The following is a 23,850-nucleotide window of genomic DNA, read 5'->3' on the forward strand; positions in this document are numbered from 1 at the left end:
CGGGGAGGACGCGGGGAGCGTCCTTTCCCGACACCCGTCACGCCGCGCAGCCCGCCCGCTCAGCGAGCAGCCTGCGCGTGCCACGCCTGCAACCGCTGCCGCAGGGCGTCGGCCGTGTTCAAACCCGGCTCATCCAGGACGGACTCGACGAGGAACCGGGTGGCCTCGCCCACGATGGGAGCCGGCCCCACGCCCAGGGCGGCCATGATATCGCCTCCCGTCAGCGCCAGGTCCTTCGCCGTCAACGGAGGCTTCGCGGCGGCGAGCGCCTCCACGCGAGCGATGAGCGCCTCCACCTCCTGAAGCGCCTCCGGCTGGCGGACCCCGACCCGGGCACGAACGACCGCTGCCCACAACGGAAGCCGCGGCGGTCCCAGGCGGGCCAGGAGCCGGCGAAGCGCGGCGTCCGGCGCCCCCACCCGCGCCTCCGCCTTCGCGTGTTCAACGAGCAGCGCCACCAGGTCCGCCACCTTGTTGGGGAACTTCAGCCGCAGGCCAATGTCGCGCGCCTGGGCGCGGTCCACCAGGTCGGCCAGCAGCACCGCGACACGGACCTCCACCTCCAGCGGCGAGGCCTGCACCGCGGCCCGGGCGGACGCGGCGGCCGGGGCTTCCGCGCGCGCCAGCTCCGGCAGGAACACGTCCAAAAGCCCGGTGTCCGCGAGCAGTTGCAGGCCGCGCTCCGCACGGGGTGACAGGAGCAGCTTCACCAGCTCCTCACGCACCCGCTCCAGCGCGACCTTGCGGAAGACGCTGAGCGTGGCGGGGATGGCGTCCCGGGTCGCGGCATCGAGCGAGAAGCCGAGCACCGCGGCGAAGCGCACGGCGCGCAGGGGGCGCAGGCCGTCCTCGGAGAAGCGCTCCAGCGCGGAGCCCACGCAGCGGATGAGCTGCGCCTGGAGGTCCGACTGTCCGCCGAACGGGTCCACCAGCTCGCGGTCCAGCGGGTTGTAGGCCATCGCGTTGATGGTGAAGTCGCGCCGGGACAGGTCCTTGATGATGTCGCGCTCGAAGGCCACCGAGCTGGGCCGGCGGCCGTCGAGGTAGTCCCCCTCCGAGCGGAACGTCGTCACCTCCACGTGCGTGCCGTTCTGCAGGACGGTGACGGTGCCGTGCTGGATGCCCGTGGGGATGACCTTGCGGAAGGCGCCCTGGACTTCTTGCGGCAGCGCGCTGGTGGCCACGTCGAAGTCCTTGGGGTGGACCTGGCGCACCATGTCCCGGACGCAGCCGCCCACCAGGTAGACGGCGTGGCCCAGTTCGCGCAGCCGCGCGATGACGTCCAGCACGGGCTGGGGGATGTCGGCGTTGTGGAGGTTCGCGATCATGACGGCCGGGGCCAGGACGACATGCCCGCGGCCCCAGGGGCGTGTTGTACCGGCCAGCCTCCCGCGTTCCAAGCCCCGAGACGGGCGACACCGCTCACAACCAATTCAAAGAAAACCTTTTATCCCAAGACCAGCTTCCGGCACCGCTCCGTATGTTCGATATGGGGTCGAACAGGCCGGAAGTGGAGTCGCATGACGGAGTCGCCCAGGTGAAGCTGCCTGGGTGGAGCGCTCGGGTCCTGGGCCACGCCCACCTGGAAGGCCCCGACGGACAGCGCGTGAGGCTGGACCGCCGAGCCGCCACCCTCCTGGCCTACCTGGGCATGGAGGGCCCCGCGTCGAAGGCCGCCGTGTCGAACCTGCTATGGCCGGACTCGCCGCCCGCCGCCGTGCGCAACAACATGCGCCAGCTGCTGCGCCGGCTCCGGCTGAGCTGCGGCGGCGCGGACCTGGTGGACGGGGACTCCCAACGGCTGAGCCTGTCGCCGGACGTCGCGTTGGACCTCGCGAGGCTGAAGTGCGCCGCGGGCACGCCCCTGTCCCCTGATGTCCTCCAGGCGCTGCTGCGGGGCACGGACGTTGGCCTGCTGACGGGGGTGAGCTTCGACGACTGCGACGAGCTGTCACGGTGGCTGGACGGGGCCCGCGCCGCCGTCGAGGGCTGGGTGCGCCATGCCCGCGAGGCCGAAGTCCAACGCCGCATGGACGCGAGTGACTGGCCCGCCGCGTTGGCCCTGACCCAGGCCTGGGTGCAGCAGGAGCCGGAGTCCGAACAGGCCGGCCGTCACCTCATCCGCCTGCACTACCTCCGGGGTGACCGGGGCGCGGCGCTCGCGGCCTTCGACCGGCTTCGCAGCACGCTGTCTCACGACCTGGGCGTCGCTCCCATGCAGGAGACGCTCACCCTGGTGCGCGACATCGAAAAGGCCGCGGCGTGGACCGCGTCCCCCCACCCCACCCGAGCCCTCCTGCCCGTGAGCGTGCTGCGCCCGCCCGTCCTCGCGGGCAGACAGCACGCCCTGCGCCAGCTCCAGGAAGGCCTGGAGGCGGGGCAGCTGCTCTTCGTGGTGGGAGACGCGGGCAGCGGAAAGACACGCCTCGCCGAGGAGTTCGCGGCGTCCGTGGGGGCGTGGTTCCGGATCGAAGCCCGCCCGGGCGACCAGGAGGTGCCCTATGCCTCCCAGACGCGCGCGGTCCGGGCCCACCTGGCCCGGCGCCCCGACATCGTGATGCCGGATTGGGTCCGCACGGAGCTGTCGCGCATCGTGCCGGAGCTGGGCAATGGGAGCGCCCTGCCACCGCTCGCCTCCGAGGCCGACGAGCTGCGCTTCTACGAGGCCCACGCGGAGGCGCTGGCCCTGCTGCACGCGGGTGACCAGGTCATCGTCGTCGACGACGTCCAGTACTGGGACCAGGCCAGCGCGAAGCTGTTCATGTACGCGCTGACCCGGATGATGGAGCGGAAGTACGAAGCGCCGGCCCGCGCGCCCGTCTTCATCGACTGCTACCGCAAGGGAGAGCTCCCGCCCTACTCCGAAGCCAACGTACGCAAGCTCGTGGACACGGGGCTCGCGCGCGTCATCGAGGTGGGGCCGCTCGCGCTCGAAGAGGTCCGGCAGCTGCTCGCGGGCCTGGAGCTTCCGGGCGCGGAACCTCACGCAGAGGCGCTGACGCGCTACACGGGCGGCAACCCGCTGTACATCATGGAGACGCTGAAGCACCTCATCGAAACGGATGCCCTCCACAGGGACTGGCCGCGCAGGCTCCCACCGCCGGGCCGAGTGGGGCCGCTCATCCAACGCCGCCTGGAGCGCCTCACGCCCCTGGCCCGGCTCACGGCGCAGTTGGCGGCGCGAGCAGACCTCCACTTCCGGGCCGCATTGGCGCCCGAGGTGCTCCAGGTCAGCGTGGCGGAGCTGCACGCGGCGCTGTCCGAGCTGGAGTCCGCGCAGCTCCTCGTGGCGGAGCGCTTCACCCACGACCTGGTCCTGGAAGCGGTCCACGCCAGCGTGTCCAACTCCGCCGCTCGCTTCCTGCACGGCCGGCTGGCGCGCGCCTTCGAGCGGGACGGCGCGCCCGCCATCGTCCTGGCGCACCACTGGATGGAGGCGGGGCAGGAGGACCGCGCCCTTCCCTTCCTGCTCGCCGCCGCGCATGCGGACGAACAGTTGCTGCCCAAGGGGCAGGCAGCTGGACACTACGCCCGCGCGGCGGCGCTGCTCGAAGCCGCCGGGCGCGGCGACGAGGCCGCGAACGCTCGCGCGGCCGAGTCGCGCTGCCGCCAGACGGAAGGCGCCTCCGCGCCGGGTGCTTCCTGCGTGGAGCGCTGAGACGTCACGTCAGGGGCAGTAGGTGCAGTAGAAGAACTGGCCGTTGATGGCGTACTGCGACGTCTCGCCCACACACGTCACGGAACAGTCACTGGCCGTCGTGCACCGACCCACCTGCCCCTCCCGCTCAATGGGAAAGGACGTCCAGTAGGTGGTAACCCGGGGACGGTACAGCGTCGTGCACGCCTGCGCGGACACCTCGGCGGGCGCGGAGACAGCCTCCTGCGCGGCTTCCGGGGCGGTGGGGATTGCACCCTCTTCATTCAGGTCCACGCCCTCGCCACATGCCACCAGGAAACCAGCAGCAGCCAGGGACACCGCGACAGCCGAGATGTTTCGCACGGGCAAATCCTCTCAGTGAAGTTGCACGACACGCGCATCCTGCCGCAGTAGCCTGTTTCAGCCCAGGAAGAAGCGTGCTCCCTGGAAGTCATGCCGACCCCTCGACAGGTAGGATTTCAACATACCTGAAAGGCGCGGGCGCGGCTCGGGATTGAATGGACGTGGGCCGTGTTGACATGGGGACGCACCGCTTGGGTTATCGCCGCGTAACATCCACTCACGAGCCCTTTGACAGGCTGTCCTGGGCGGTCGGCCACAGGTGTGCTAACGCCACGGCCGTCCGCTCCGCGGTCCCCTGAAGCAGCCGGCAGCGACCACAGGCACTCATCGACATGCCAAGACCCCGTAGCCTTCGTTCCGCCCCGCCTCATCACTCCACGCGAACCACGCGCGTCCCCGCCTCATCCTTGCCGCCGCTGGAACGCGCGTTCCGCACCGTGCTGGCCGAGGAGCTCGCCGGGCAACTGTCGCCGTTGACGGACACGCTCCTGCGCATCGCGGAGAGCCTGTCTCATCCCAGCGGCCTCCGCCGCCTGCCGCGGCGTGAGCTGCCGAACGAGGCGCTGGATGTCCTGGCCTCGTCGCTCGCGACCCTCGATGCGGGGCCCGAGGAAGAAGCCGCTCCGGAAGCCCGGCCCTGCGCCGTCATCGGCTGCAAGCGGCCGGTGCGCAGCCTGGGCTACTGCGCGGCCCACTACCAGAAGCGGCGGCTCATGGTGGCATCCGGCCGCCTGCACCACGCGTGGACGGAAGACGCCGCGCCGAACAGCATTCCAGACGTCATCCTGGGGCGGAAGCGCCGCGAGTCCATGGAGGCGCTGGAGACCGCCGTCACCCCGGAGCCCGTGCGTCCCAGCGAGGGGCCTCGCGTCTGGGTCCGCAAGAAGGGCGTCAGCCCCGTGGTCCCGACGCCCAGTGGCGACAGCCAGCCGGTCCTGCAGTTGGCCCAGGCCTCGGTGATTCCGACCGCGCAGCGCTCCGAGCGCGAGCAGGTGGCGTCCATCGTCGAGCAGTGGGCCAGCGAGTTCCGGGCCAACAAGCATCGCTCGTGACGAGCCGCGCCCCGTCGAGCCCCATGGGCCAGACGGGGCGGCGCGGCCTCCGACGCATCGCAGCATCCGTGGGGGTGTCCGCCAAAGGCACCGGCCATGACGGTCGCATGACAGTGGGCGGGCATGGTTCCAGGGACTCGAATCGGCGGCAGCCGCCGCCGTGCCAGCCCTGGACCTCCGAATGGACTCCGCGACCCGCAGCAGCGCCTTCACCTCACTCTCCCGAGACGCCGAGCGGAACCTGATCGCCCGAACGCGGCCCTTCGCCGCGCAGGACCCGCGGCGAAGTTGGTGGGAAGTGGGCACCACCTTCGTGGCCCTGCTGAGCGCCATCGCGCTCGCCACCCTCCCCTCCTGGTGGCCCCTGCGTGTCGTGGGCAGCGTGGTGGAAGCGCTGGTGTTGATCCGCTCCTTCATCCTGGTCCACGACTACCTGCACGGTTCGCTGCTGTCGGGCTCGCGGCTGGGAAAGGCCCTGTTCCACACCCACGCGGTGCTGTTGCTGACGCCGCCGCGCGTCTGGAGCGAGACGCACAACCACCACCACGCGAACACGGCCCGGCTGGCGGCCTCCTCGTCGGGGACGTTCACGACGTGGACGGCGCAGCAGTGGCGTGAGGCCACGGCGCTGGAGCGGCTGGCCTACGTGGTGGAGCGACATCCGCTGGTGATGGTCTTCGCGTATCCGCTCGCGTTCTTGAGTGGGCTGTGCATCGTGCCGTTCGTGAAGCACCCGCTGCGCTACTGGAGCGCGGGCTTCGCCGTGCTCCTCCACGTGGCCATCAGCGTGGCGGTGTTCTCCTTCGGGGGCCTGGGTGTGTATCTCACGGCGATGGCGCTGCCGCTGTCCCTCGGCTACGCGCTGGGGGCGTACCTCTTCTTCTCCCAGCACAACTTCCCGGACGTCGCGCTGCGTGAGGACCAGGACTGGACGCACGCGAGCGCGGCCCTGGAGGCGTCGAGCTACCTGGCCTGTGGCCCGGTCATGGCGTGGTTCACCGGCAACATCGGCTACCACCACGTCCACCACCTCAACCCGCGCATCCCCTTCTACCGGCTGCCGGAGGCCATGGCCGCCATTCCGGAGCTCCAGAATCCCCGCACCACCACCCTGCGCCCCAGGGACGTGCTGGCCTGTCTGCGACTCAACGTCTGGGACGGGGAGCGGGGCCGCATGGTCCGGTTCCGGGACGTTCCCGCCTCGCGCTGAGGGCGCCTGGAAGGGCCCCGAGGGGGCGGCGGGTTGGAAACGGTGACGCTGGCGCGTTGCGCGCGCCGGGCCGCCTGCTATAACGCACGCCGTTGTGCATGCGCCCCGCAGTGGGGAACATGGCTGGACCTTTCTGGCGGGCCGCCTCCAGAAAGCGCAGTGACTTGAGAGCACGACCCCGTAGCTCAGTTGGATAGAGCGGCGGTTTCCTAAACCGCAGGCCACAGGTTCGATTCCTGTCGGGGTCATTGCCCAAGTTGCTGTCCCTCCTGGGGATTTCGACGGGCGCGCGCTCGCGCGACTTCGCCCGTCCGGAGCTCGTGCCTTCGCTGCTTCCCAGCAAGCAGCAGCGTCCCTCTCGGCCAGCTTGCTACCCGCGTGACCGAAGCGCCGAGGAGCTGACCACCCGGATGGGGCGGACTCCCCGGGCTCCAACGTCAACAGGGACGGGAAGAAGAACAGGTCCTGCGTCAGCGCGAGCGACATGCGCCCTTCTTCGGCCTGGCCCCGGAATCCAGTTCATGCCGGACCGAGCCGACATCAAGCTCGGCGGCACTCGCGGTCCCCATGGCGACCCATTCCAGTGCTGTCGTGACCCTCAGGCCGACAGTCCAGGACAGAAGACGCTCACGTCTGTTATCGCCCTCCGAATCAGAACGTAATGGTGGCAACGACGGTGTCGTTATAGGTGCCAGAGGGGACGTTCTGGCCACGCGGAACCGTGCCGTAGACCAGCACGGGGACGGGCAGGCCCGTGCCGAGGAACGCGAGGGCCGTGCCGGCGGTGTTGCCCCACACGAAGAGCCGGGTGACGTCCTGGTACAGGCTGTACGCGAGGTAGTCCGCCGAGGCCGTGTTGCGCATCCGGCGCAGCGGCGCAGCGTCGGTTGAACCCGAGGCCGGGTGCAGCCCCTGCCCCAGGGTGATGATCGCGGGACGGAGCAGGGTGCACTGCACGCTCAGCGTGCCCGTACCGAACAGGTCGACGCCCATTGCGGAGTTGGTGACGACGGGGTCGTACGTGCCGAAGTTCAGCGTGCCGCCGCCGAGGCCGGAGCCGATGCTGCAGGCGCCTCCGACGTTGGCGGTGACGTTCAGGTTGGCGGTGGCGGTGGCGGCCTCGGCGGGCGAAAAGGCGACGAGGGACGCGGCAGCGGTGACGGCGGCAACGGCAGTCTTGATAGCGTTCATGGACAATGCTCAATCGAGCGGCCGGCTGATTCCGGCGGCGGCGACGGCGCATTGCAACGCGCTCGCCAGCTTTCGAGCAGTCCCATGCGCCCCTCCCGTCGGCGCAGGTCGCGCACGCGCCTGCCGTGCGCTTCAAGGCACTCCGTGAAAATGTCTGCTTGTCTGTTTTTAAAGTGAAACGCACACCTCTCCCTGAAGGGAGCCCTTCAGTGAGGGACGGTCAGGCGCCGGGGCCACTCGAATCCCTTGGCACGCGGATTCCAGGAGCGGCGCTTGTCCACCTGGGAGAACTCCGCTTCCCAGGCGAGGGAGAAGAATGCCCGCTGCGGGTCCCCTTCGCGCGTCCATGCGCGGTGGCGTCCAGCCGATGACACCGCCATTCCGAGCGCCGAGAAGCGCGCGGCATCAGGGACGGGATGGCTCAGGCGCTACGAGACGTCGACGCTCCCGAGCATCGCCAGGAGCCGCACCCGCTCCCTCTCCTCCCGCGCAAGCAGCGTCCCGCGGCGGTATCCGGCACGGCGGGTTGCGGATTCCCGCGTGATGTGAGATCTGCCGGGCACGTCCAGCCCTTCCATGTGGGGCTGCCTGTCCCGTTGCTCCATGCGCCCCTCCCCTCAGACGCCCAGGCTCGCCCTGGAACAGCCGAGCGAAGTTGACCGCCGGCACCTGAGGCGCGGAAGCGGCCAGACCGGGCCGATGACGCCACCCTGACCCTGCGTCTTTGAGCAACCGAAACGGCCTGCCACGGCGGCGCTCTGCCGCTCGCGAGGCTGCCCGGCCTTTGCCCTGACCTGTCACTTCGTCCCGACGGAGCGCGTGTGGCGTCGCCCACACGGCGTCCGTCGAGGCGCTGCTCGATTCATCCGCGTGCGCGGGGCCCCATGGGTCCACGGGCACTGTTTCCTCACGAGAACAGCTCAACCATGAACACCGCAGCTTCCCAGGCGGCCCCCCACGGCCGCTCGCGATTCCTCGACCTTCCTCGGCTGAAAGAGGAGTGGTTCTCCAATGTTCGCGGCGACCTGATGGCCGGGACCGTAGTGGCGCTCGCGCTCATCCCAGAGGCCATCGCCTTCTCCATCATCGCGGGCGTGGACCCGAAGGTGGGCCTCTATGCCTCCTTCATCATCGCGGTGATGACGGCCTTCTTCGGAGGCCGCCCCGGGATGATTTCAGCGGCCACGGGCGCGATGGCGCTGCTGATGGTCACGCTCGTCAAGAACCACGGCCTCGAGTACCTCTTCGCGGCCACCATCCTCACCGGCGTGCTGCAGCTCACCTTCCGGCTGCTGCGGCTCAGCCGCTACATGAAGTTCGTCCCACGCGCGGTGATGACCGGCTTCGTCAACGCGCTCGCCATCCTCATCTTCCTCGCCCAGTTGCCCCAGTTCGTCGGCGCGAACTGGCAGATGTACGCGATGGTCGCCGGGGGCCTGGTCATCATCTACGGGCTGCCACGCCTCACGAAGGCCGTGCCGTCGCCGCTGGTCGCCATCGTCGTCATCACCGCCATCTCCCTCCTCAGCGGCGCGTCCGTGCGCACCGTGGGGGACATGGGGGCGCTGCCCACCGCGCTGCCCTTCTTCCACGTCCCCCAGGTGCCCTTCACCCTCGACACCCTGCGCATCATCTTCCCCTACGCGCTCACCCTCACCTTCGTGGGCCTGCTCGAATCACTGCTCACCGCCGCCGTCGTGGACGACATGACGGACTCGCCCAGCTGCAAGCACAGCGAGGCCGCCGGCCAGGGGCTCGCGAACATCGCCGCGGGCTTCTTCGGCGCGATGGCGGGCTGCGCGATGATTGGCCAGTCCGTCATCAACGTGCGCTCCGGTGGCCGCTGCCGGCTTTCGACCTTCACCGCGGGCGTGCTGCTCCTCTTCCTCATCCTGGTGCTGGGGGACTGGGTGGCGCGCATCCCCATGGGCGTCCTCGTCGCGGTGATGATCATGGTCTCCGTCGGCACCTTCGACTGGAAGTCGCTCGGGGCCATGCGGCGCATGCCGATGAGCGACTCCATCGTGATGGTGGCGACGGTGTTCACCGTCGTGCTCACGCATGACCTGGCGAAGGGCGTCGCGGTGGGCGTGGTGCTGAGCGCGCTGCTGTTCGCGCGCACCGTCGCCAAGCTCGTCAGCGTGGAGAGCTCGCTCACTCCCGACGGTCAGAAGCGGCACTACCGCGTCTCAGGTGAAATCTTCTTCGTCTCCGTGGAGGGCTTCGCCAGCGCCTTCGACTTCAGGGAGCCCGTCAAGGCGGTGGAGATCGACCTCACGCACTCCCACATCTGGGATGCCTCGGCCGTGGCGGCGGTGGACCGGGTGGTGCTCAAGTTCCGCGACCGGGGCGTGGCGGTGACGCTCATCGGACTCAACGATGCGAGCGCCACGCTCCTCGGGCGCATCGGCATTCATGACAAGCCGGGGGCGTCCCTCAGTAGCGGACACTGACCTCCGGGAACACAAGCCCCAGTGGGACTGCAAGGAGCGGCCGAGCGGATGGCCCCGTCGGAGCACCTGTCCGTTCAGAACCGTGCAGTCCCCAGCCCCCAGGTGTCATTGCCAGGCTCCCCAGCTATCCTGGCTACGCATCACTTTCCTACAAAAGGAGAATCCATGCGTAAGGGCATCATGGTGGGTCTGCTGGCGGCAGGGCTGTTGACGGGCTGTGGCGGCATTGAAGAGGAGGCTGCCGCCGGGCTCGACACGGAGGCCCAGGCGATCCCCTGTCGTGACATCACCGGCCGGGACTACGTCATCACGTACTACGCGGAGCCCGCGAAGGTCACCAAGGTCGGTGAGCTGCTCTGCGGATGCAGCACACCAGAGACGGTCCTCAACGGCACGAAGACCTACTACTACGAGAAGGTCTACGGCTGCGTCGCGATGTAGCGACACAGCCCTGCCCGCCCTGACACGGCGGTCCGGCGCGCGAGCAACGGAGGCCTGCACAACACTCCAAGCAGGCTCCAGGGAGGTGCTCCTTGCTCGACTCGCACGATGGCGGGGATGCGCCCGTCTGCTCACCTTCTCCGGAAGACGCATCCCGTCGCGGCAACTGGCGGAGGTTGCCGTGGGCGATGGGCGTCCCCGAGCCAGTGGCTCCCGTCCACCCGGTCAGCGCCTCGGGCGGACGGGCTTGCGCGGCGGGGCTGAGGCTGGGTCATCCACGCCTTCCACGCCTTCTACGCCTTCCACGAGCGCAATGAGCGACGCCACGGTGCGGTGCCGCTCCACCGGGTGGCGCAGGGGCAGGTCGGCGCGCACCGTGTAGTGGTTGCGCCGCCCCTCGCGCTCACGCTGGAGGTAGCCACCTTCCTCCAGGTCACTGACGATGCGCTGCACCGCGCGCTCGGTGATGCCCACACGCGACGCCACGTCCCGCAGGCGCACCTCCGGATCCGCCGCGATGCACAGCAGCACGTGCGCGTGGTTGGTGAGGAACGTCCACGAGGGAAATTCCAGGTGTGTCCCTTTCAAGGGGTCCATGAGGCTCCCGCCAGTGCTCGAATCAACGACGATTGACAAGCGACACAAAATTCGCATATTTCCGGTCGCGTATCAAACGTCGCGAATTTATATTCCAGAAATGCGGACCGGGACGGGACGGACGCGACCTCCTCCGGGCCCGGCTCCGGCGGGGGTTCGGGAGTAGAGCCCCAGGTCTTTCGAGGCTTCCCGGCAGGAATCCTTTCGACGGAGAGAAACGGTTCATGTCTCAGTCAGTGACGGAGCCCCAGGCGCCAGGCGCCCCGCGGAAGCGCGAAGGGGATGAGGTGGTGGCGGCGCCCCAGGCCCATGAGCCGAACGTGGCGAGGCCTGACGGCTTCTCATTGGAGGCGCTGCTGCCGGTACTGGAGGCGCTGGGCGCGCCCGCGGGCGTCACCGTGGAGGCGCAGGCCGTGCAGCGGTGGACGCGCGGCGAGAGCGCGGCGGCCGCGCGGGCCTGGCCCGAGCGCCTGGCATCCGCCTGCGAGGCGGTGGGCCTGCGCGCGGTGGCCCGGCGCGCGTCCGTGCGCGAGGTGATGACGGGTGAGGTGCCCCTACCGGTTGCCCTGCTCGGGCCGGAGGGCTGGTGCCTCGTCACCGCGCGCAGGCCCGGGCAGGTGCTGGTCCACGCGCGGGGCGTGGCGCTCCCGGACTGGGTGGGTGGGCCCGCGCTGATCGCCGCGGTGGGCGCGGAGACTCCGGCGCAACCGCTGGACTGGATGGTGGCGGTGCCCGCCGCGCCGCTGGAGCGGCTCGGGGGCGGAGACCCTCACGGCCACGGCGACCACCCCACGCCCATGCAGCGGCTGCGCTCGCTGCTATGGCTGGAGCGGGACGACCTGAAGGTGGTGCTCGTCTACGCGGTGGCGGCGGGCCTGCTGTCGTTGGCCACGCCAGTGGCCGTGCAGGCGCTGGTGAACACGGTGACGTTCGGCACCCTGCTGCAGCCGCTGGTGGTGCTGTCCATCCTCGTCATGGCGGCGCTGGCCTTCGCCGCGACGCTGCGGGCGCTCAACACCCACGTCGTGGAGGTCATCCAGCAGCGCATGTTCGCGCGCGTAGCGCTGGATGCCTCGCACCGCATCCCCCGGGTGCGGCAGGAGACGTTCGACCGCGACTACGGCCCGGAGCTGGTCAACCGGTTCTTCGACGTGCTCACCCTCCAGAAGACGCTGTCCATCTTCCTCCTGGAGGGCGTCAGCCTCGTGCTGCAGGCCCTCATTGGGATGGTGGTGCTGGCCTTCTACCACCCGGTGCTGCTGGCCTTCGACCTGGTGCTCATCGCGGCCACCGCCTTCATCATCCTGGTGCTCGGCCAGCGCGGCACGGCGACGGCCATCGAGGAGTCGAAGGCGAAGTACGCGGTGGCCGCATGGCTGGAGGAGCTGGCGCGGCACCCGCTCGCCTTCCGCTCGCGGGACGGGGCGGTGCTCGCGGAGGAGCAGGCGGACGTGCTGACGCGCCGCTATCTGGGCGCGCGGCGCCGACACTTCAGCGTCGTCTTCCGGCAGGTGGTGGGCTCACTGGGCCTGCAGGTCGTGGCCAGCGCGCTGCTGCTGGGCCTGGGCGGCTGGCTCGTCATCCAGCGGCAGCTCACCCTGGGCCAGCTCGTGGCGGCTGAACTCATCGTCACCACCGTGCTGACCTCGTTCGTCAAGTTCGGCAAGCACGTGGAGGCCTTCTATGACTTGCAGGCCGCCCTGGACAAGCTGGGCCACCTGGTGGACCTGCCGCTTGAGGAGGACGGCCCCCACCGAGAGCCGCTGCCTGAGGACCGGGACGGGCTGCCGGTGCGGGTCGAAGGCGTGCACTTCTCGCACGGCGGGGGGCGGGCGGCGCTGACGGGGCTGAAGCTGGAGCTGGCGCCCGGAGAGAAGGTGGCCCTCCTCGCGCCCAGCGGGGGCGGCAAGAGCACCCTGGCGGACCTGCTCTTCGGCCTGCGCCAGCCCACCCGGGGCCGGCTGGCGGTGGGCGGGGTGGACACGCGGCGTGTCTCCCTGGCCGCGCTGCGCTCGCAGGTGGCGCTGGTGCGGGGCGTGGAGGTCCTGGTGGGCTCGGTGCTGGATAACGTGCGCGCGGGGCGCGCCGCGGTGGGCCCGAGCGAGGCGCGGCGGGCGCTGGCGGCGGTGGGGCTGCTGGAGGCCGTGCTGTCGCTGCCGCGCGGGCTGGACACGCCCCTGGGCCCCACCGGGGCTCCGCTGTCGAGCGGCCAGGTGCGGCGGCTGATGGTGGCACGCGCGCTGGCGGGCGCCCCCCGGCTCATCGTCCTGGACGAAGTGCTGGAAGGCCTGAGCGAGCGCGGGCGCCAGGAGGTCATGGACTCGCTGCTGGCCCCCGAGGCGCGGTGGACGCTGGTGGTGCTGGCCAGCGAGGAGGACGCGGCCGTGCGGCGCATCGACCGGCGCCACACGCTGGCGGAGCTGATGGCGGGCTCAAGCCCGGAGGAGCGCTGAACATGGCCACGACACCCCTGACGCAGTCCCTGGTGGGCGAGCGCGCCGAGCGCGCCGCCTTCACCCTGGTGCGCGCCCCCCGGGCCGCCCATGTCCTCACGCGCGTGCTGCTGGCGCTGGTGGGCGCCGCGGTGCTGCTCGCCTTCGCGCCCTGGCAGCAGACGGCGGTGGGCCACGGCCGTGTGGTGGCCTTCACCCCCGTGGAGCGGCAGCAGTTCGTGGAGGCCCCCATCGAGGGGCGCGTGGTGCGCTGGGAGGTGCGCGAGGGCAGCCGCGTGAAGAAGGGCGACCTGCTGGTGGAGCTGTCCGACAACGACCCGCAGCTCCTGTCGCGGCTGGAGCTGGAGCACGCGGCGCTGCTGCAGCGGCTGGAGGCGGCGCGGGCGCGCGCGGAGGCGCTGGCGGCGCGCGCGGAGCAGCTCTCCGGTTCGCGCACCCTGGCCACGTCCGCGGCGGAGGCGCGGGTGGCCATGGCCAGGGACCGCACGCTGGCGGCGCAGCGCGCGCTGGAGGCGACGGAGGCGGCGCACCGCACCTCGAGCCTCAACCTGGAGCGCCAGAAGCGGCTGGCGGAAGGCGGCCTCACCGCCACCCGCGCCCTGGAGCTGGCGGAGCTGGAGGCGGTGCGCGCCGGCACCGAGGTGGACCGGGCCCGGGTGGCGCTGAGCGCCGCGCGCAGCGAGGAGGCCGCGCTGCGCGCCGACCAGGGCCGGGTGGGCAACGACGTGGGCGCCTCCGTGGCGGACGCGCGGGCCTCGCGCGCGTCGGCCCTGTCCGAGGTCGCGTCCGCCCAGGTGGAGCTGGCCCGCATGGACGTGCGCCTGGCGCGCCAGCGCACCCAGGAGGTACGCGCCCCCATGGACGCCACCGTGTTGCGGCTGGTGGGCGGCCTGGGCGGGGAGATGCTCAAGGCGGGAGACCCGCTGGTGGTGCTGGTGCCGGACACCGAGTCGCGCGCGGTGGAGCTGTGGATGGAGGGCAACGACGTGCCGCTGCTGGCGGACGACCGGCGCGTGCGGCTCCAGTTCGAGGGGTGGCCCGCGGTGCAGTTCAGCGGCTGGCCGTCCGTGGCGGTGGGCACCTTCGGCGGCAAGGTGGCGCTCATCGACTCCACCGACGACGGCAAGGGGAAGTTCCGCATCCTCGTGGTACCGGACGAGGCGAGCGACGCGTGGCCCTCTGCGGCGTACCTGCGCCAGGGCGTCCGCGTCAACGGCTGGGTGTTCCTCAACGAGGTGACGGTGGGCTTCGAGCTGTGGCGCCGCTTCAACGGCTTCCCGCCAGTGGTGGACAGCGCGGAGCCGGCACATGCGCAGAAGAAGGAGGACAAGGGATGACGTGGGTGAGTCTGCGCGCCGTGCTCCTGGCGAGCCTGCTGACCGCGCCGGGGCGGGCGTCGGAACAGGCGCGCGTGGAGGGCGGGAGCGACACGCTGTCCCTGGAGGCGGTGCTGGAGTCGGTGGAGCGCCACTACCCCGTCATCGAAGCCGCTCGCCGGGACGTGGAGGCGGCAGGGGCGGAGCTGCTGGCGGCCCAGGGCGGGTTCGACCCGGTCCTGCGGGGCCGGGTGGCGAGCACACCGCTGGGTGGCTACCCGTACACCCGCGTGGAGGGCGTGGTGGAGCAGCCCACGGCCCTGTGGGGCGCCAACCTCTTCGCCGGCTGGCGACTGGGCAGCGGCCAGTTCCCGACCTACGCGGAGCAGTACCAGACGAACGCGCTGGGCGAGGTGCGCGCGGGCGTCAGCGTGCCGCTGTGGCGCAACGGCCCCATCGACCGGCGGCGTGCCGCCGTGGCCCGCGCCGAGCTGGGCACGAACGCCGCCACTCAGGCCGTGGAGCAAGCGCGGCTGGAGTCGGCTCGCGTCGCGACGTGGCGCTACTGGGAGTGGGTGGCCGCCGGCCGCCGGTATGCCGTCGCCACGGAGCTGCGGCGTATGGCGCAGGCCCGGGACGCCCAGCTCATCGAGCGTGTGCAGAGCGGCGACCTGGCCGCCTTCGAGCAGGTGGACAACCAGCGGGCGCTGGTTCAGCGCGACGGCCAGGTGGTGGCCGCCGAGCGGCTGCTCCAGCAGAGCGCCATGGAGCTGTCCCTCTTCCTGCGCGACGCGGAGGGCCAGCCCGTGCTGCCGCGGCCGGCGTGGCTGCCGCCGGGCTTCCCCATCCCCGTGGCCGCGGAGGAGGCGGTGGGCCCGCTGGCGTTGGAGGACGTGCTGGAGCGCCGGCCGGACGTGCAGCGGCTGGAGCTGTCGCGCCAGCAGCAGCGCGTGGAGCACCAGTTGGCCCGCAACCAGCGCGCCCCTGCCGTGGACGTGAGCGTGGCGGCCGCGAAGGACCTGGGCGCGGGCAGCCTGAAGAGAGACAAGCCGGAGCTGGAGGTGGGGCTCCTGCTGGACATCCCCACCTTCAACCGGGGCGCCACCGGCCGCGCCTTGCAGGTGGAGGCGGGGCTGGCCCGGCTGGAGGCCCAGCTGCGCCTGCAGAAGGACCGGGCACGGGTGGAGGTCCGCGACGCGCTCTCCGCCTTGGAGGCAGCTCGGGAGCGCGTCACCGTGGCGCGGCGGGAGCTGACGCTTGCTCGCGAAATCGAGCGGTCCGAGCGCACCCGCTTCGAGCTGGGCGAGAGCACGCTCCTCTTCGTCAACCTGCGCGAGCAGACGTCCGCCGAGGCCGCCGTGCGCGAGGTGGACGCCCTCACCGACTACCACAAGGCCGTGGCCAGCCTGCGGGCCGCCGCCGCCCTCCCGGTGGCGGTGCGCTGAAGGGGCCCCCGTGCATCACCCCGCGAATCCGTGTATCTACGGGCTCCAAGTTTGCCAAGTTCCCGACGTTTTCCGGACCTCGCTCGGAGGAGACCGCCATGCTGGACCGCCCCATGTACCTCAAGCCGAACGTCGCCATCGAGCCGCTGTACAACCAGTGGTACGCGTGGTGGTACCTGCTGTCCCCGGCGACGGCTCCGCTGTTCGTGACGAACCTGCACCAGAAGCTGATGCAGTCCTTCGTGGCGAACCCGGACGTGCACGTGGCGGCCCTGAAGAACCCGATGTTGATGGGCGGCCCGTTCATCAACCACCCGGCGGCGAAGGCCCCGCGCGTGAAGGAGCTCCTGGAGCGGACGCAGAAGGAGCAGGCCAACATGCTCGCGTACACCAAGGCGGTGGCGGAGCTGGAGCAGCTCATGGCGCCCAACAACGGCGGCTCCCTGGAGGGCCTCTACGCCAAGGTGCCCGACATCCTCCGCGGCTACGTGGAGCTGACGTACGATTTGAGCAACCGCGCCAGCGCGCGGTACATCGAGCCGCTCCTGTACCGCAGCCCCTTCCACAAGGAGTCCTCGCAGAGCGTGACGCTCATGCAGGTGGACGGCGACTGGCGGCCCTACATCTTCAGCACGCCCCGCCTGGAGGAGGACACGCCCCTGTGGCTGCGCGTCCCCTACAAGCACGAGGGCCTGGACGCCCTCTTCCGCATGCGCCACACGCCGGGCTCGCCCGGTCAGGTGGCGGAGATGCTCGGCGTGCCCGCCTCCGCAGCGGACGCCTTCGCCGCGCTCTTCACCGACGTCGAGCCCCGCCGCACGGAGCGCTACACCGGTGAAGGCGTGCGCGTGCGCTACTTCGGCCACGCCTGCGTGCTGCTGGAGACGAAGGACGTCAGCATCCTCACCGACCCCGTCATCAGCTACGAGTTCCCCACGGACCTCCCCCGCTTCACCCACTCGGATTTGCCCGAGCGCATCGACTACGTGGTCCTCACGCACGGCCACGCCGACCACTTGATGATGGAGACGCTCATCCAGCTGCGGCACCGGGTGGGCTGCATCATCGTCCCGCGCAACAACGGCAACTCGCTGGCGGACCCGTCGCTGCGGCTGATGCTCCACCACAACGGCTTCAAGAACGTGGTGGAGATTGACGACCTCCAGGAGATTCCCGTGCCGGGAGGCTCCATCACCGGCCTGCCCTTCCTGGGCGAGCACAGCGACCTGGCCATCCAGGCCAAGACGGCGCACCTGGTGCGCCTGGGCGGCAAGTCCATGTTGATGGCCGCGGACTCCAACGCCATCGAGCCGCGCATGTACCAGCACCTGCGCGACATCGTCGGCACCATCGACGTGCTGTTCCTCGGCATGGAGTGCGAGGGCGGCCCGATGAGCTGGATGTACGGCCCGCTGCTGTGCAATCCCCTGCCCCGGAAGATGGACCAGGCCCGCCGGCTCAACGGCTCCGACAGCGCGCGCGCCATCGAAATCACCAACTCCCTGTCGCCCAAGGAGGTCTACGTCTACGCCATGGGCCAGGAGCCATGGCTGCGCCACGTGATGATCCTCGTCTACGACGACAAGGCCCCGCAGATCGTGGAGTCGAACAAGTTCCTGGAGCACTGCCGCACCCACGGCATCCAGGCCGAGCGCCCCTACGTGAAGATGGAGCGCATCCTCGCTTGAGTCCGTGGCCTTCCCGAGGTGCGCGGCCCTCCCGCCACCTTCGGGCCTCGCCTCACGCCGCCGCGGCGGCGTCGAGCAGGCCCCGCTGTCGCAGCGTCTCCAGCACGCGCCGCAGGCCCACCTCCACGGTGTCCACATCCGAGCGCACGGTGACGTCGGGCGCGTCGGGGGCCTCATAGGGGTCCGACACGCCGGTGAAGTGCGCCAGCTCGCCGGCCAGGGCCTTCTTGTAGAGCCCCTTCACGTCCCGGGCGATGAGCACGTCCAGTGGCGCCTGGACAAAGATCTCCACGAAGGGGAGGTCCGCCTCCTCGGCCAACCGGCGCACCTCGGCGCGCGAGCCCGCGTAGGGCGAGATGGCCGCGGCGATGACGCCCACCCCGTGCTTCGCGAGCAGCCGGGCCACATGACCGATGCGGCGCGCGTTCTCCTCGCGGTCCTCGCGGGTGAAGCCCAGGCCGCGGGACAGCCAGGTGCGCACCTCATCACCGTCCAGCACCTCCACGGGCATGGACGGGGCCAGGTGCGCATGCAGGGCGCGGGACAAGGTGCTCTTGCCCGCGCCTGACAGACCCGTCAGCCAGAGTATGAAGCCCGCCGAACGCCCCAAGGTGACTCCAGAACGACGCCCCTGCGCGTCCCCGAAACGCTAACACGCCACGCGGCCTCCGGGACTTGACCCGTTTTCCGTGGCCATGCGACAGAGGCTTCACGTCATGCAAAGCGCGTCCAACTCGAGCCCTCACGCCCCCGACCGCTGGTTCCCCACTCGCAAGCCGTTGACGGCCCCGCGGCTGCGGCTGTTCTGCCTGCCGTACGCCGGTGGCAGCGTGGCCATCTACAACCAGTGGAGCCAGGGCCTGCCGGCGGGTGTGGAGCTGTGCCCCGTCCAGCTCCCCGGGCGCGAGCGCCGCCTGTCGGAGAAGCCCATTGGCAGCCTGCCCACCCTGGTGGACGCGCTGCTGCCCGCCATCGCGCCGCTGCTGGACCGGCCCTTCGCCTTCTTCGGCTACAGCATGGGCGCGCGCATCTCCCTGGAGCTCGCGCGGCGCCTCCAGGCCCGCAACGGCCCGCGCCCCGTGGGCCTGTTCCTGGGGGCCGCCGGGCCGCCGTCCGTCAACGCCCGCGAGCCCATCCACCACCTGCCCGAACCGGAGTTCATCGCGCAGCTGCGGCGCTACGACGGCACGCCCGAGGAGATCTTCCAGCACCGCGAGCTGCTGGAGCTGGTGCTGCCCATGCTGCGCGCCGACTTCGGCATCGCCTTCACGGAGGACGGCCCCCAGCCCGCGAAGCTGGAGGTCCCCCTCTCCGTCGTCGGCTCGCCCGAGGACAAGCACGTGCCCACCGCGAACCTGGAGCGCTGGCGCGACGAGACGCGGAGCGAGGACGTCCGCGTCCGCCTCTTCCCCGGCGGCCACTTCTTCATCAAGTCGCAGCGGGACGCCCTCCTCGCGCACGTCAGCGAGGACCTGAACCGGTGGATGGGCCACGCGCCCTGAACCCGCCGGCTACGCCGCCTGGAACCGGGGCGGCGTGTCCCCGGCCAGCGGCACGGTGAACTGCCAGCGCACCGTCAGCGGCTGCCCACGGGGCCGGTTCACCGCCACCGCCGCCTGGTGCCGTTCGGACGGGCGCAGCTGGACGAACTGCCACGCCTCCGGCACGTCCTGCATCCGCGGGTCGAAGGAGATGCGCGGCGCCTGTCCGGGCTCCAGGTGGAAGGCGAACTGGTCCAGCGGCAGGGACAGCCCCGCGCCGCGGGCCTTGATGTAGGACTCCTTCAGCGTCCAGTACTCGAAGAAGCGCTCCCGGTGCCGCTCCGGCGGCAGGGCCTTCAGCGCCGCCACTTCCGAGGCGGCGAAGTAGTGGTCCGCGATCTCCACCGTCTCCCCCTGCCGCTGCGCGTCCTCCACGTCCGCGCCCAGCTCCGCGTCCCAGCCCACCGCCACCAGCGCCATGCCGTCCGTATGGGACAGGTTGAAGCGCAGCTTCGGGCCCCACGCACCCCGCACCGTCGGCCGGCCGTACGTGTTGGTGTCAAAGGCCCAGGCCTCTGGCGCCACCGGCGCGTAGCGCGACAGCGTCAGCCGCACCAGCGCATGGCTCACCAGGTACTGGCGCTGGTGCCGCTCGAAGCGGAAGCGCTGCTGCTTGTCGCGCTCCTTCGCGTCCAGTAGCGCCCAGTAGGCGTCCAGGAGGCGCCGGTCGTCGATGCGCTCGGGCTCGACAATCCATACATGGACCTCATCCGGACGCAGCGCGAGGGGCTGGAAGTCGGTCGGCATGCCTCCTTTCTATCACCGCCCCATGCTGGTTCCTGCGTGCTTCCGCGTGGCATGGCCACTGCTGGCCACTGTCGCTGACCCTCGAGGCAGTTTGCACACACCGTTGTCCCCGCCAACCTTTCGCTCGCTCGTGTTGGGATTCGCGGTGGTGGCGTGATGGGGGGCAGGGACGGATGGAGCTCTTTCCAATTCAGTTACTTTTCATGGTGGTTCTGATGAACCGCTATGTCCTCGGGCCATTGCTACGGCGCCTGAAGGGGCGGCAGTTCGACCGGGTCGACGACACCTACCTGCCGCGAGTCGCCATCGTCATCCCGCTGTTCAACGAAGGCGAAGGCATCTACCACGGCGTCCGCAGTCTCCTGGAGCAGGACTATCCCAGCCACCTGCTGCAAATCGTGGTGGTGGATGACTGCTCCAAGGATGACAGCTACGCCTGGGCCCTGAAGGCGGCGGAGGGAAATCCCAACGTCATCGTCATGCGCAACCCGGAGAACATGGGCAAGCGCAAGGGCATCAACCGCGCGGTGAAGGCCGCCACGGACGCGGAGATCATCGTGTCGGTGGACTCGGACGTCATCGTCGACAAGGCCGCAGTCCGCCAGCTCGTGCGCCGCTTCGCCAGCCCGCGCATCGCCGCGGTGGGCGGCCGCACCTACGTGACGAACCGTCATCAGAACTGGATGACGCGGATGATTGAAATCAAGTTCCACTTCGCCCAGGAGTGGCTCAAGGACCTGGAGCGCAGCTTCCGCCAGGTGATGTGCCTGTCGGGCTGCCTCACCGCGTACCGCCGCCACGTGCTGCTGGAGCTGGAGCCCATCCTGGAGGCGCGCGCCATCGCGGGCATCCCCATCAAGTACGGCGAGGACCGGTTCCTCACGCGGCAGATCGTCAAGCACGACTACGAGACCGTCTACACGCTGGATGCCTTCTGCTTCACCGCCGCGCCGTCGACGCTGGCCGGGTACTTCTCCCAGCAGCTCCGGTGGCGCCGCTCCAACCTGGTGGACCTGCTGGGCGGCCTGTCCCACGCCTGGCGGCTCCATCCGGTGGTGACGGTCCACTACGTGTCGCAGCTCGCGCTGCTCCTCTCCTACCCGCTGGTCATCGTGCACAACGTCCTGACCGGCGAGTTCTGGGACATCCTCGCCTTCCACTTCCTGGTCATCGGACTGCTGGGGGTCATCTATCGAATCGAAACGCGGCACCTTCCCGCGGACCGCCGGGTCCACGGCGCCAGCTTCCTGCCCATGGCGATGCTGATGCCGGTGACGTACGCGCTCTTCACACCGCTGGCCCTGCTGACGCTGGACTCTGGGAGCTGGGAGACACGGGGCAGCGCCAACGCCGCTCCCGAGACGTCACCGCTCGACTCCGGGGGCCGCTTTCCTCCCACCCATGCTGGTGAAGGCACCACGCCATGAACCAACGCGTCGCCAATCGCGTCAACAGCATCGCCGTCTCGGCCTACAAGTTCATCGGTTCCCTGCTGCTCACGCTCATCATGCTCGGGCTGGTGTCCTTCCTGTCCGTCCAGGGCTTCTTCCTGGTGAGCCGCAGCTGGGTGACGCCCACGGTCATCTCGCCGACGGACCCACAGATCCTCACGCTCAACACCCAGGTGGCCGCGCAGACGTCCGCGCGCGACCACGTGTTGTCGGACCGGCGATCGGTGGAGAACCGCATCTCCGATGCCGAGCGCACCATCGGCGCGGAGCGCGCGTTCCAGCAGCGCTTCCTCGTCGCCCTGCGCGGCGAGCGCGACGCCAGGGACCGGGTGGCGCGGCGCCTGTCGTCCCTGCGCCGTGAATACAGCAGCGCCCGGGCGGAGATCCTGCAGTCCAACCGCGCCTACGCCGGCCTGGCGCGAACGCGCGCCGACGCGCTGTACAACGCCCGCCTGCTGGAGCAGGAGGAGAAGCTCACCATCAACCACCACCTGGCGCAGTTGGCGCAGAGCAACCTGTCGCTGGCGCAGTCCACGGTGGATTTGGAGACACGGCTGGATTCGCTCCAGCGGGAGATCGCCGGCCTCTCGGCGGTGCAGTCCGGCATGGGCAAGGACGAGACGCCGCAAGGCATGACGTCCGACGTGCTGCTGCTGGAGCGCGAGTACACGCACTCCGTCCTGGAGCAGGCCCGCGCGGAGGCGACGCTGAAGAGCCTCCAGACGGACCTGGCCGCCCTGGACGAGGTGGCCCTGCGCTACGACACGCTGATCGCGTCGCTGCGTGCGTCGCCATACCTCAAGGCCATCGAGAAGGACCTCACGGTCGCCTTCGTCCCGTACGAGAACATCCCGAACGCCGAGCAGGGCACACCGCTGTACGCGTGCGCGGCCAAGGTCTTCTGGTGCCACGAGGTGGGCGTCATCGGGCGCGTGCTCGAGGGCGAGGTGTCCCTCAAGCACCCCATCCGCCAGTACATGCTCCGCGGCGTCATGGTGGAGGTCCAACTGACGAACGCGCCCTCCGCCCGGGAAGACCTGCTCCACCTGGGCCGGCCGCCGCTGCTGCTGTGAGCCCAAACACCCTTTGCCTGGAGACGGCCTCGGAGCCGGAGACACTCGACCATGCGGATGACCGTCACTTGTGGCGCCTTGCTTTCAATCGCCGCGCGGCTGGCGCTGGCCCAGCCGGCGCCTCCTCCCGCGGGGGAACTCACGTCGCCGTCCAGCGAGGACCGGGCCGCCGGTTACTGCGACTTCGTGCGCGGCGTGGGCAGCGCGGAGGCCGCGCTCGAGCTGGCGCCCGAGGTGTTCGGGGCCTTCGGCGTGGTCAACGCGGGCGAAGCCACCGGTGGCACCGGTACCACGCCGCTGGGTGAGCCCACCCCGCGAATCACAGCGGGTTTGATGTACGACTTCGTCGGCCTCTACCGCGGCCGCGCCCTCCACAAGCGCGCGGAGGCGGACTGCCGCCGGCAGCGCGCGATGGTGGTGCTGGAGGCCGCCATCCGCCAGGGCACCGGCCTGGGGGAACAGGCCGCGCTGGAGGCTCGGGCTCGCGTGCTGGAGGAGGCGCTGCCCAACGCCGAGGCGCTGCTCACGTCACTGCGCAACGACATGAAGCAGGGCCAGGTGACGCTGGAGGAGCTGAACGCGGTGCAGGTCCGGCTGGATGGGCTGCGACAGCTCGCCACCAGCACGCAGGTCGCTCGCCAGCGGCTGGCGGCGCGGCCTCGATTTCAACAAGGTCAGCGGCTGGAGAGCGTGCTGAACGAGCTGCGCGCCGCGGATGACCAGCTCGAGTCGTATAACGGCGCGCTGCGCCGCTCGCGCGCCTGGCGCGTCAGCTTGCGCGGCGGGTACGACGAGCTCATCGACGCCGACCAGGACCTGCCCCTCTTCGGGCAGCTCACGCTGTCCTTCAACCTGGGCCACCTGTGGCAGGGCTCGGCCAACGCGCGCGCGCGGGAGGGCCGCCGCCGCGCGACGCTTGACGACGTGTCGGGCGTTCCCCAGCGGGTCAACGAGCTGGTCGCCGAACTGCGCGCCGTCCACCGCACCGAAGAGGGCCGCCTGCGCGAATTGAGCACCCTGGTGTCGGACCTGGAGGCACAGCTCCAATCGCTGGACGCGCTCCAGACGCGGGAGATTCGCCGCTTCCGCGGCTACCTGATGATGGAGCTCGTCCGCCTGCGCGCCGAGCAGGCCTATCTGCGCGCGCACGTGGAATCGCTGCAGTCCTTCCTGGGTGCCCGGTCGCCGTGAC

At 70.4% G+C, this 23,850-nt stretch carries 19 protein-coding genes and 1 tRNA gene; 14 read left to right on the forward strand and 6 right to left on the reverse strand.

Features of this window, described 5'->3' with window-relative positions:
• Window positions 1-59 precede the first annotated feature (59 nt).
• Window positions 60-1,328, reverse strand: coding sequence for a CCA tRNA nucleotidyltransferase (locus HV824_RS03155; RefSeq protein WP_176415534.1), 1,269 nt, complete (start codon window positions 1,326-1,328; stop codon window positions 60-62).
• Window positions 1,329-1,480: 152 nt separating this feature from the next.
• Here HV824_RS03155 and HV824_RS03160 point away from each other — a divergent pair, with 152 nt between their 5' ends.
• Window positions 1,481-3,658, forward strand: coding sequence for an AAA family ATPase (locus tag HV824_RS03160; RefSeq protein ID WP_176415533.1), 2,178 nt, complete (start codon window positions 1,481-1,483; stop codon window positions 3,656-3,658).
• A gap of 9 nt (window positions 3,659-3,667) precedes the next feature.
• Here HV824_RS03160 and HV824_RS03165 read toward each other — a convergent pair whose 3' ends face one another.
• Window positions 3,668-4,000, reverse strand: a complete 333-nt coding sequence (locus HV824_RS03165; protein ID WP_176415532.1) for a hypothetical protein — start codon at window positions 3,998-4,000, stop codon at window positions 3,668-3,670.
• A gap of 437 nt (window positions 4,001-4,437) precedes the next feature.
• Here HV824_RS03165 and HV824_RS03170 point away from each other — a divergent pair, with 437 nt between their 5' ends.
• The 3 genes from HV824_RS03170 (at window position 4,438) to HV824_RS03180 (ending at window position 6,510) form a co-directional block, all read left to right on the forward strand.
• Complete coding sequence (locus tag HV824_RS03170; RefSeq protein WP_368670827.1) at window positions 4,438-5,052, forward strand: cell wall protein; 615 nt, start codon at window positions 4,438-4,440, stop codon at window positions 5,050-5,052.
• A 181-nt stretch (window positions 5,053-5,233) separates the two neighbouring features.
• Window positions 5,234-6,262, forward strand: a complete 1,029-nt coding sequence (locus HV824_RS03175; RefSeq protein ID WP_176415530.1) for a fatty acid desaturase — start codon at window positions 5,234-5,236, stop codon at window positions 6,260-6,262.
• A gap of 174 nt (window positions 6,263-6,436) precedes the next feature.
• Window positions 6,437-6,510 (forward strand) — tRNA-Arg (locus HV824_RS03180).
• 403 nt (window positions 6,511-6,913) lie between these two features.
• Here HV824_RS03180 and pru read toward each other — a convergent pair.
• Window positions 6,914-7,453, reverse strand: coding sequence for a fruiting body spore coat protein U (pru, locus tag HV824_RS03185; RefSeq protein WP_176415485.1), 540 nt, complete (start codon window positions 7,451-7,453; stop codon window positions 6,914-6,916).
• 1,028 nt (window positions 7,454-8,481) lie between these two features.
• Here pru and HV824_RS03190 point away from each other — a divergent pair.
• Window positions 8,482-9,906, forward strand: a complete 1,425-nt coding sequence (locus HV824_RS03190; RefSeq protein ID WP_217917056.1) for a SulP family inorganic anion transporter — start codon at window positions 8,482-8,484, stop codon at window positions 9,904-9,906.
• 165 nt (window positions 9,907-10,071) lie between these two features.
• The gene (locus tag HV824_RS03195) at window positions 10,072-10,347 is read left to right on the forward strand and encodes a hypothetical protein (RefSeq protein WP_176422626.1); all 276 of its coding nucleotides are present in this window, start codon (window positions 10,072-10,074) and stop codon (window positions 10,345-10,347) included.
• Between the two features lie 225 nt (window positions 10,348-10,572).
• On the opposite strand, the gene HV824_RS03200 is transcribed toward HV824_RS03195, so the two are convergent.
• A complete protein-coding gene (locus tag HV824_RS03200; protein ID WP_255207720.1) occupies window positions 10,573-10,944 on the reverse strand; it encodes a MarR family transcriptional regulator in 372 nt (123 codons plus the stop codon).
• 224 nt (window positions 10,945-11,168) lie between these two features.
• Between HV824_RS03200 and HV824_RS03205 the strand changes: the two genes are divergently transcribed.
• The 4 genes from HV824_RS03205 to HV824_RS03220 all read left to right on the forward strand — a co-directional run bounded on the left by HV824_RS03205 (window position 11,169) and on the right by HV824_RS03220 (window position 17,846).
• Window positions 11,169-13,397, forward strand: a complete 2,229-nt coding sequence (locus HV824_RS03205) for a peptidase domain-containing ABC transporter (protein ID WP_176422627.1) — start codon at window positions 11,169-11,171, stop codon at window positions 13,395-13,397.
• Window positions 13,398-13,399: 2 nt separating this feature from the next.
• Window positions 13,400-14,734, forward strand: coding sequence for an HlyD family secretion protein (locus HV824_RS03210; RefSeq protein WP_176415480.1), 1,335 nt, complete (start codon window positions 13,400-13,402; stop codon window positions 14,732-14,734).
• A complete protein-coding gene (locus tag HV824_RS03215) occupies window positions 14,731-16,158 on the forward strand; it encodes a TolC family protein (protein WP_176415479.1) in 1,428 nt (475 codons plus the stop codon). The genes HV824_RS03210 and HV824_RS03215 overlap by 4 nt, the downstream gene beginning before the upstream one ends.
• Before the next feature lie 98 nt (window positions 16,159-16,256).
• Complete coding sequence (locus HV824_RS03220; RefSeq protein WP_176415478.1) at window positions 16,257-17,846, forward strand: MBL fold metallo-hydrolase; 1,590 nt, start codon at window positions 16,257-16,259, stop codon at window positions 17,844-17,846.
• A 52-nt stretch (window positions 17,847-17,898) separates the two neighbouring features.
• Here the strand turns inward: HV824_RS03220 and cysC are convergent, their stop codons facing one another.
• Window positions 17,899-18,456, reverse strand: coding sequence for an adenylyl-sulfate kinase (gene cysC / locus HV824_RS03225; RefSeq protein WP_176415477.1), 558 nt, complete (start codon window positions 18,454-18,456; stop codon window positions 17,899-17,901).
• A 106-nt stretch (window positions 18,457-18,562) separates the two neighbouring features.
• Between cysC and HV824_RS03230 the strand changes: the two genes are divergently transcribed.
• A complete protein-coding gene (locus HV824_RS03230; RefSeq protein WP_217917048.1) occupies window positions 18,563-19,348 on the forward strand; it encodes a thioesterase II family protein in 786 nt (261 codons plus the stop codon).
• Between the two features lie 9 nt (window positions 19,349-19,357).
• Here the strand turns inward: HV824_RS03230 and HV824_RS03235 are convergent, their stop codons facing one another.
• Entirely contained in the window at window positions 19,358-20,134 is a 777-nt protein-coding gene (locus HV824_RS03235; RefSeq protein WP_176415475.1) for a 4'-phosphopantetheinyl transferase superfamily protein, read from the reverse strand.
• Window positions 20,135-20,307: 173 nt separating this feature from the next.
• Here HV824_RS03235 and HV824_RS03240 point away from each other — a divergent pair, with 173 nt between their 5' ends.
• Genes HV824_RS03240 through HV824_RS03250 form a run of 3 tightly spaced genes read left to right on the forward strand, consistent with a single transcriptional unit; the run spans window position 20,308 to window position 23,849 of the window.
• Window positions 20,308-21,561: a glycosyltransferase family 2 protein gene (locus HV824_RS03240; protein ID WP_176415474.1), complete on the forward strand. Its 1,254-nt coding sequence runs from the start codon at window positions 20,308-20,310 to the stop codon at window positions 21,559-21,561.
• Window positions 21,558-22,658 (forward strand): hypothetical protein, encoded by a 1,101-nt coding sequence (locus HV824_RS03245; RefSeq protein ID WP_176415473.1) that lies wholly within the window; start codon window positions 21,558-21,560, stop codon window positions 22,656-22,658. The genes HV824_RS03240 and HV824_RS03245 overlap by 4 nt, the downstream gene beginning before the upstream one ends.
• A 51-nt stretch (window positions 22,659-22,709) precedes the next feature.
• Complete coding sequence (locus HV824_RS03250) at window positions 22,710-23,849, forward strand: hypothetical protein (RefSeq protein WP_176415472.1); 1,140 nt, start codon at window positions 22,710-22,712, stop codon at window positions 23,847-23,849.
• Window position 23,850: the final 1 nt, after the last annotated feature.

This window comes from Myxococcus sp. AM009, from assembly GCF_013372605.1.
GTDB classification, from domain to species: Bacteria; Myxococcota; Myxococcia; order Myxococcales; family Myxococcaceae; genus Myxococcus; species Myxococcus vastator.

Coding starts and splice junctions, on each gene's coding strand:
- HV824_RS03190 (WP_217917056.1), top strand. CDS start 8,482: ATGGCCGGGACCGTAGTGGCGCTCGCGCTCATCCCAGAGGCCATCGCC.
- HV824_RS03195 (WP_176422626.1), top strand. CDS start 10,072: ATGCGTAAGGGCATCATGGTGGGTCTGCTGGCGGCAGGGCTGTTGACG.
- HV824_RS03245 (WP_176415473.1), top strand. CDS start 21,558: ATGAACCAACGCGTCGCCAATCGCGTCAACAGCATCGCCGTCTCGGCC.
- HV824_RS03175 (WP_176415530.1), top strand. CDS start 5,234: ATGGACTCCGCGACCCGCAGCAGCGCCTTCACCTCACTCTCCCGAGAC.
- HV824_RS03215 (WP_176415479.1), top strand. CDS start 14,731: ATGACGTGGGTGAGTCTGCGCGCCGTGCTCCTGGCGAGCCTGCTGACC.
- HV824_RS03155 (WP_176415534.1), bottom strand. CDS start 1,328: ATGATCGCGAACCTCCACAACGCCGACATCCCCCAGCCCGTGCTGGAC.
- HV824_RS03205 (WP_176422627.1), top strand. CDS start 11,169: ATGTCTCAGTCAGTGACGGAGCCCCAGGCGCCAGGCGCCCCGCGGAAG.
- HV824_RS03235 (WP_176415475.1), bottom strand. CDS start 20,134: ATGCCGACCGACTTCCAGCCCCTCGCGCTGCGTCCGGATGAGGTCCAT.
- HV824_RS03240 (WP_176415474.1), top strand. CDS start 20,308: ATGGAGCTCTTTCCAATTCAGTTACTTTTCATGGTGGTTCTGATGAAC.
- HV824_RS03250 (WP_176415472.1), top strand. CDS start 22,710: ATGCGGATGACCGTCACTTGTGGCGCCTTGCTTTCAATCGCCGCGCGG.
- HV824_RS03160 (WP_176415533.1), top strand. CDS start 1,481: ATGTTCGATATGGGGTCGAACAGGCCGGAAGTGGAGTCGCATGACGGA.
- pru (WP_176415485.1), bottom strand. CDS start 7,453: ATGAACGCTATCAAGACTGCCGTTGCCGCCGTCACCGCTGCCGCGTCC.
- HV824_RS03200 (WP_255207720.1), bottom strand. CDS start 10,944: ATGGACCCCTTGAAAGGGACACACCTGGAATTTCCCTCGTGGACGTTC.
- HV824_RS03220 (WP_176415478.1), top strand. CDS start 16,257: ATGCTGGACCGCCCCATGTACCTCAAGCCGAACGTCGCCATCGAGCCG.
- HV824_RS03230 (WP_217917048.1), top strand. CDS start 18,563: ATGCAAAGCGCGTCCAACTCGAGCCCTCACGCCCCCGACCGCTGGTTC.
- HV824_RS03210 (WP_176415480.1), top strand. CDS start 13,400: ATGGCCACGACACCCCTGACGCAGTCCCTGGTGGGCGAGCGCGCCGAG.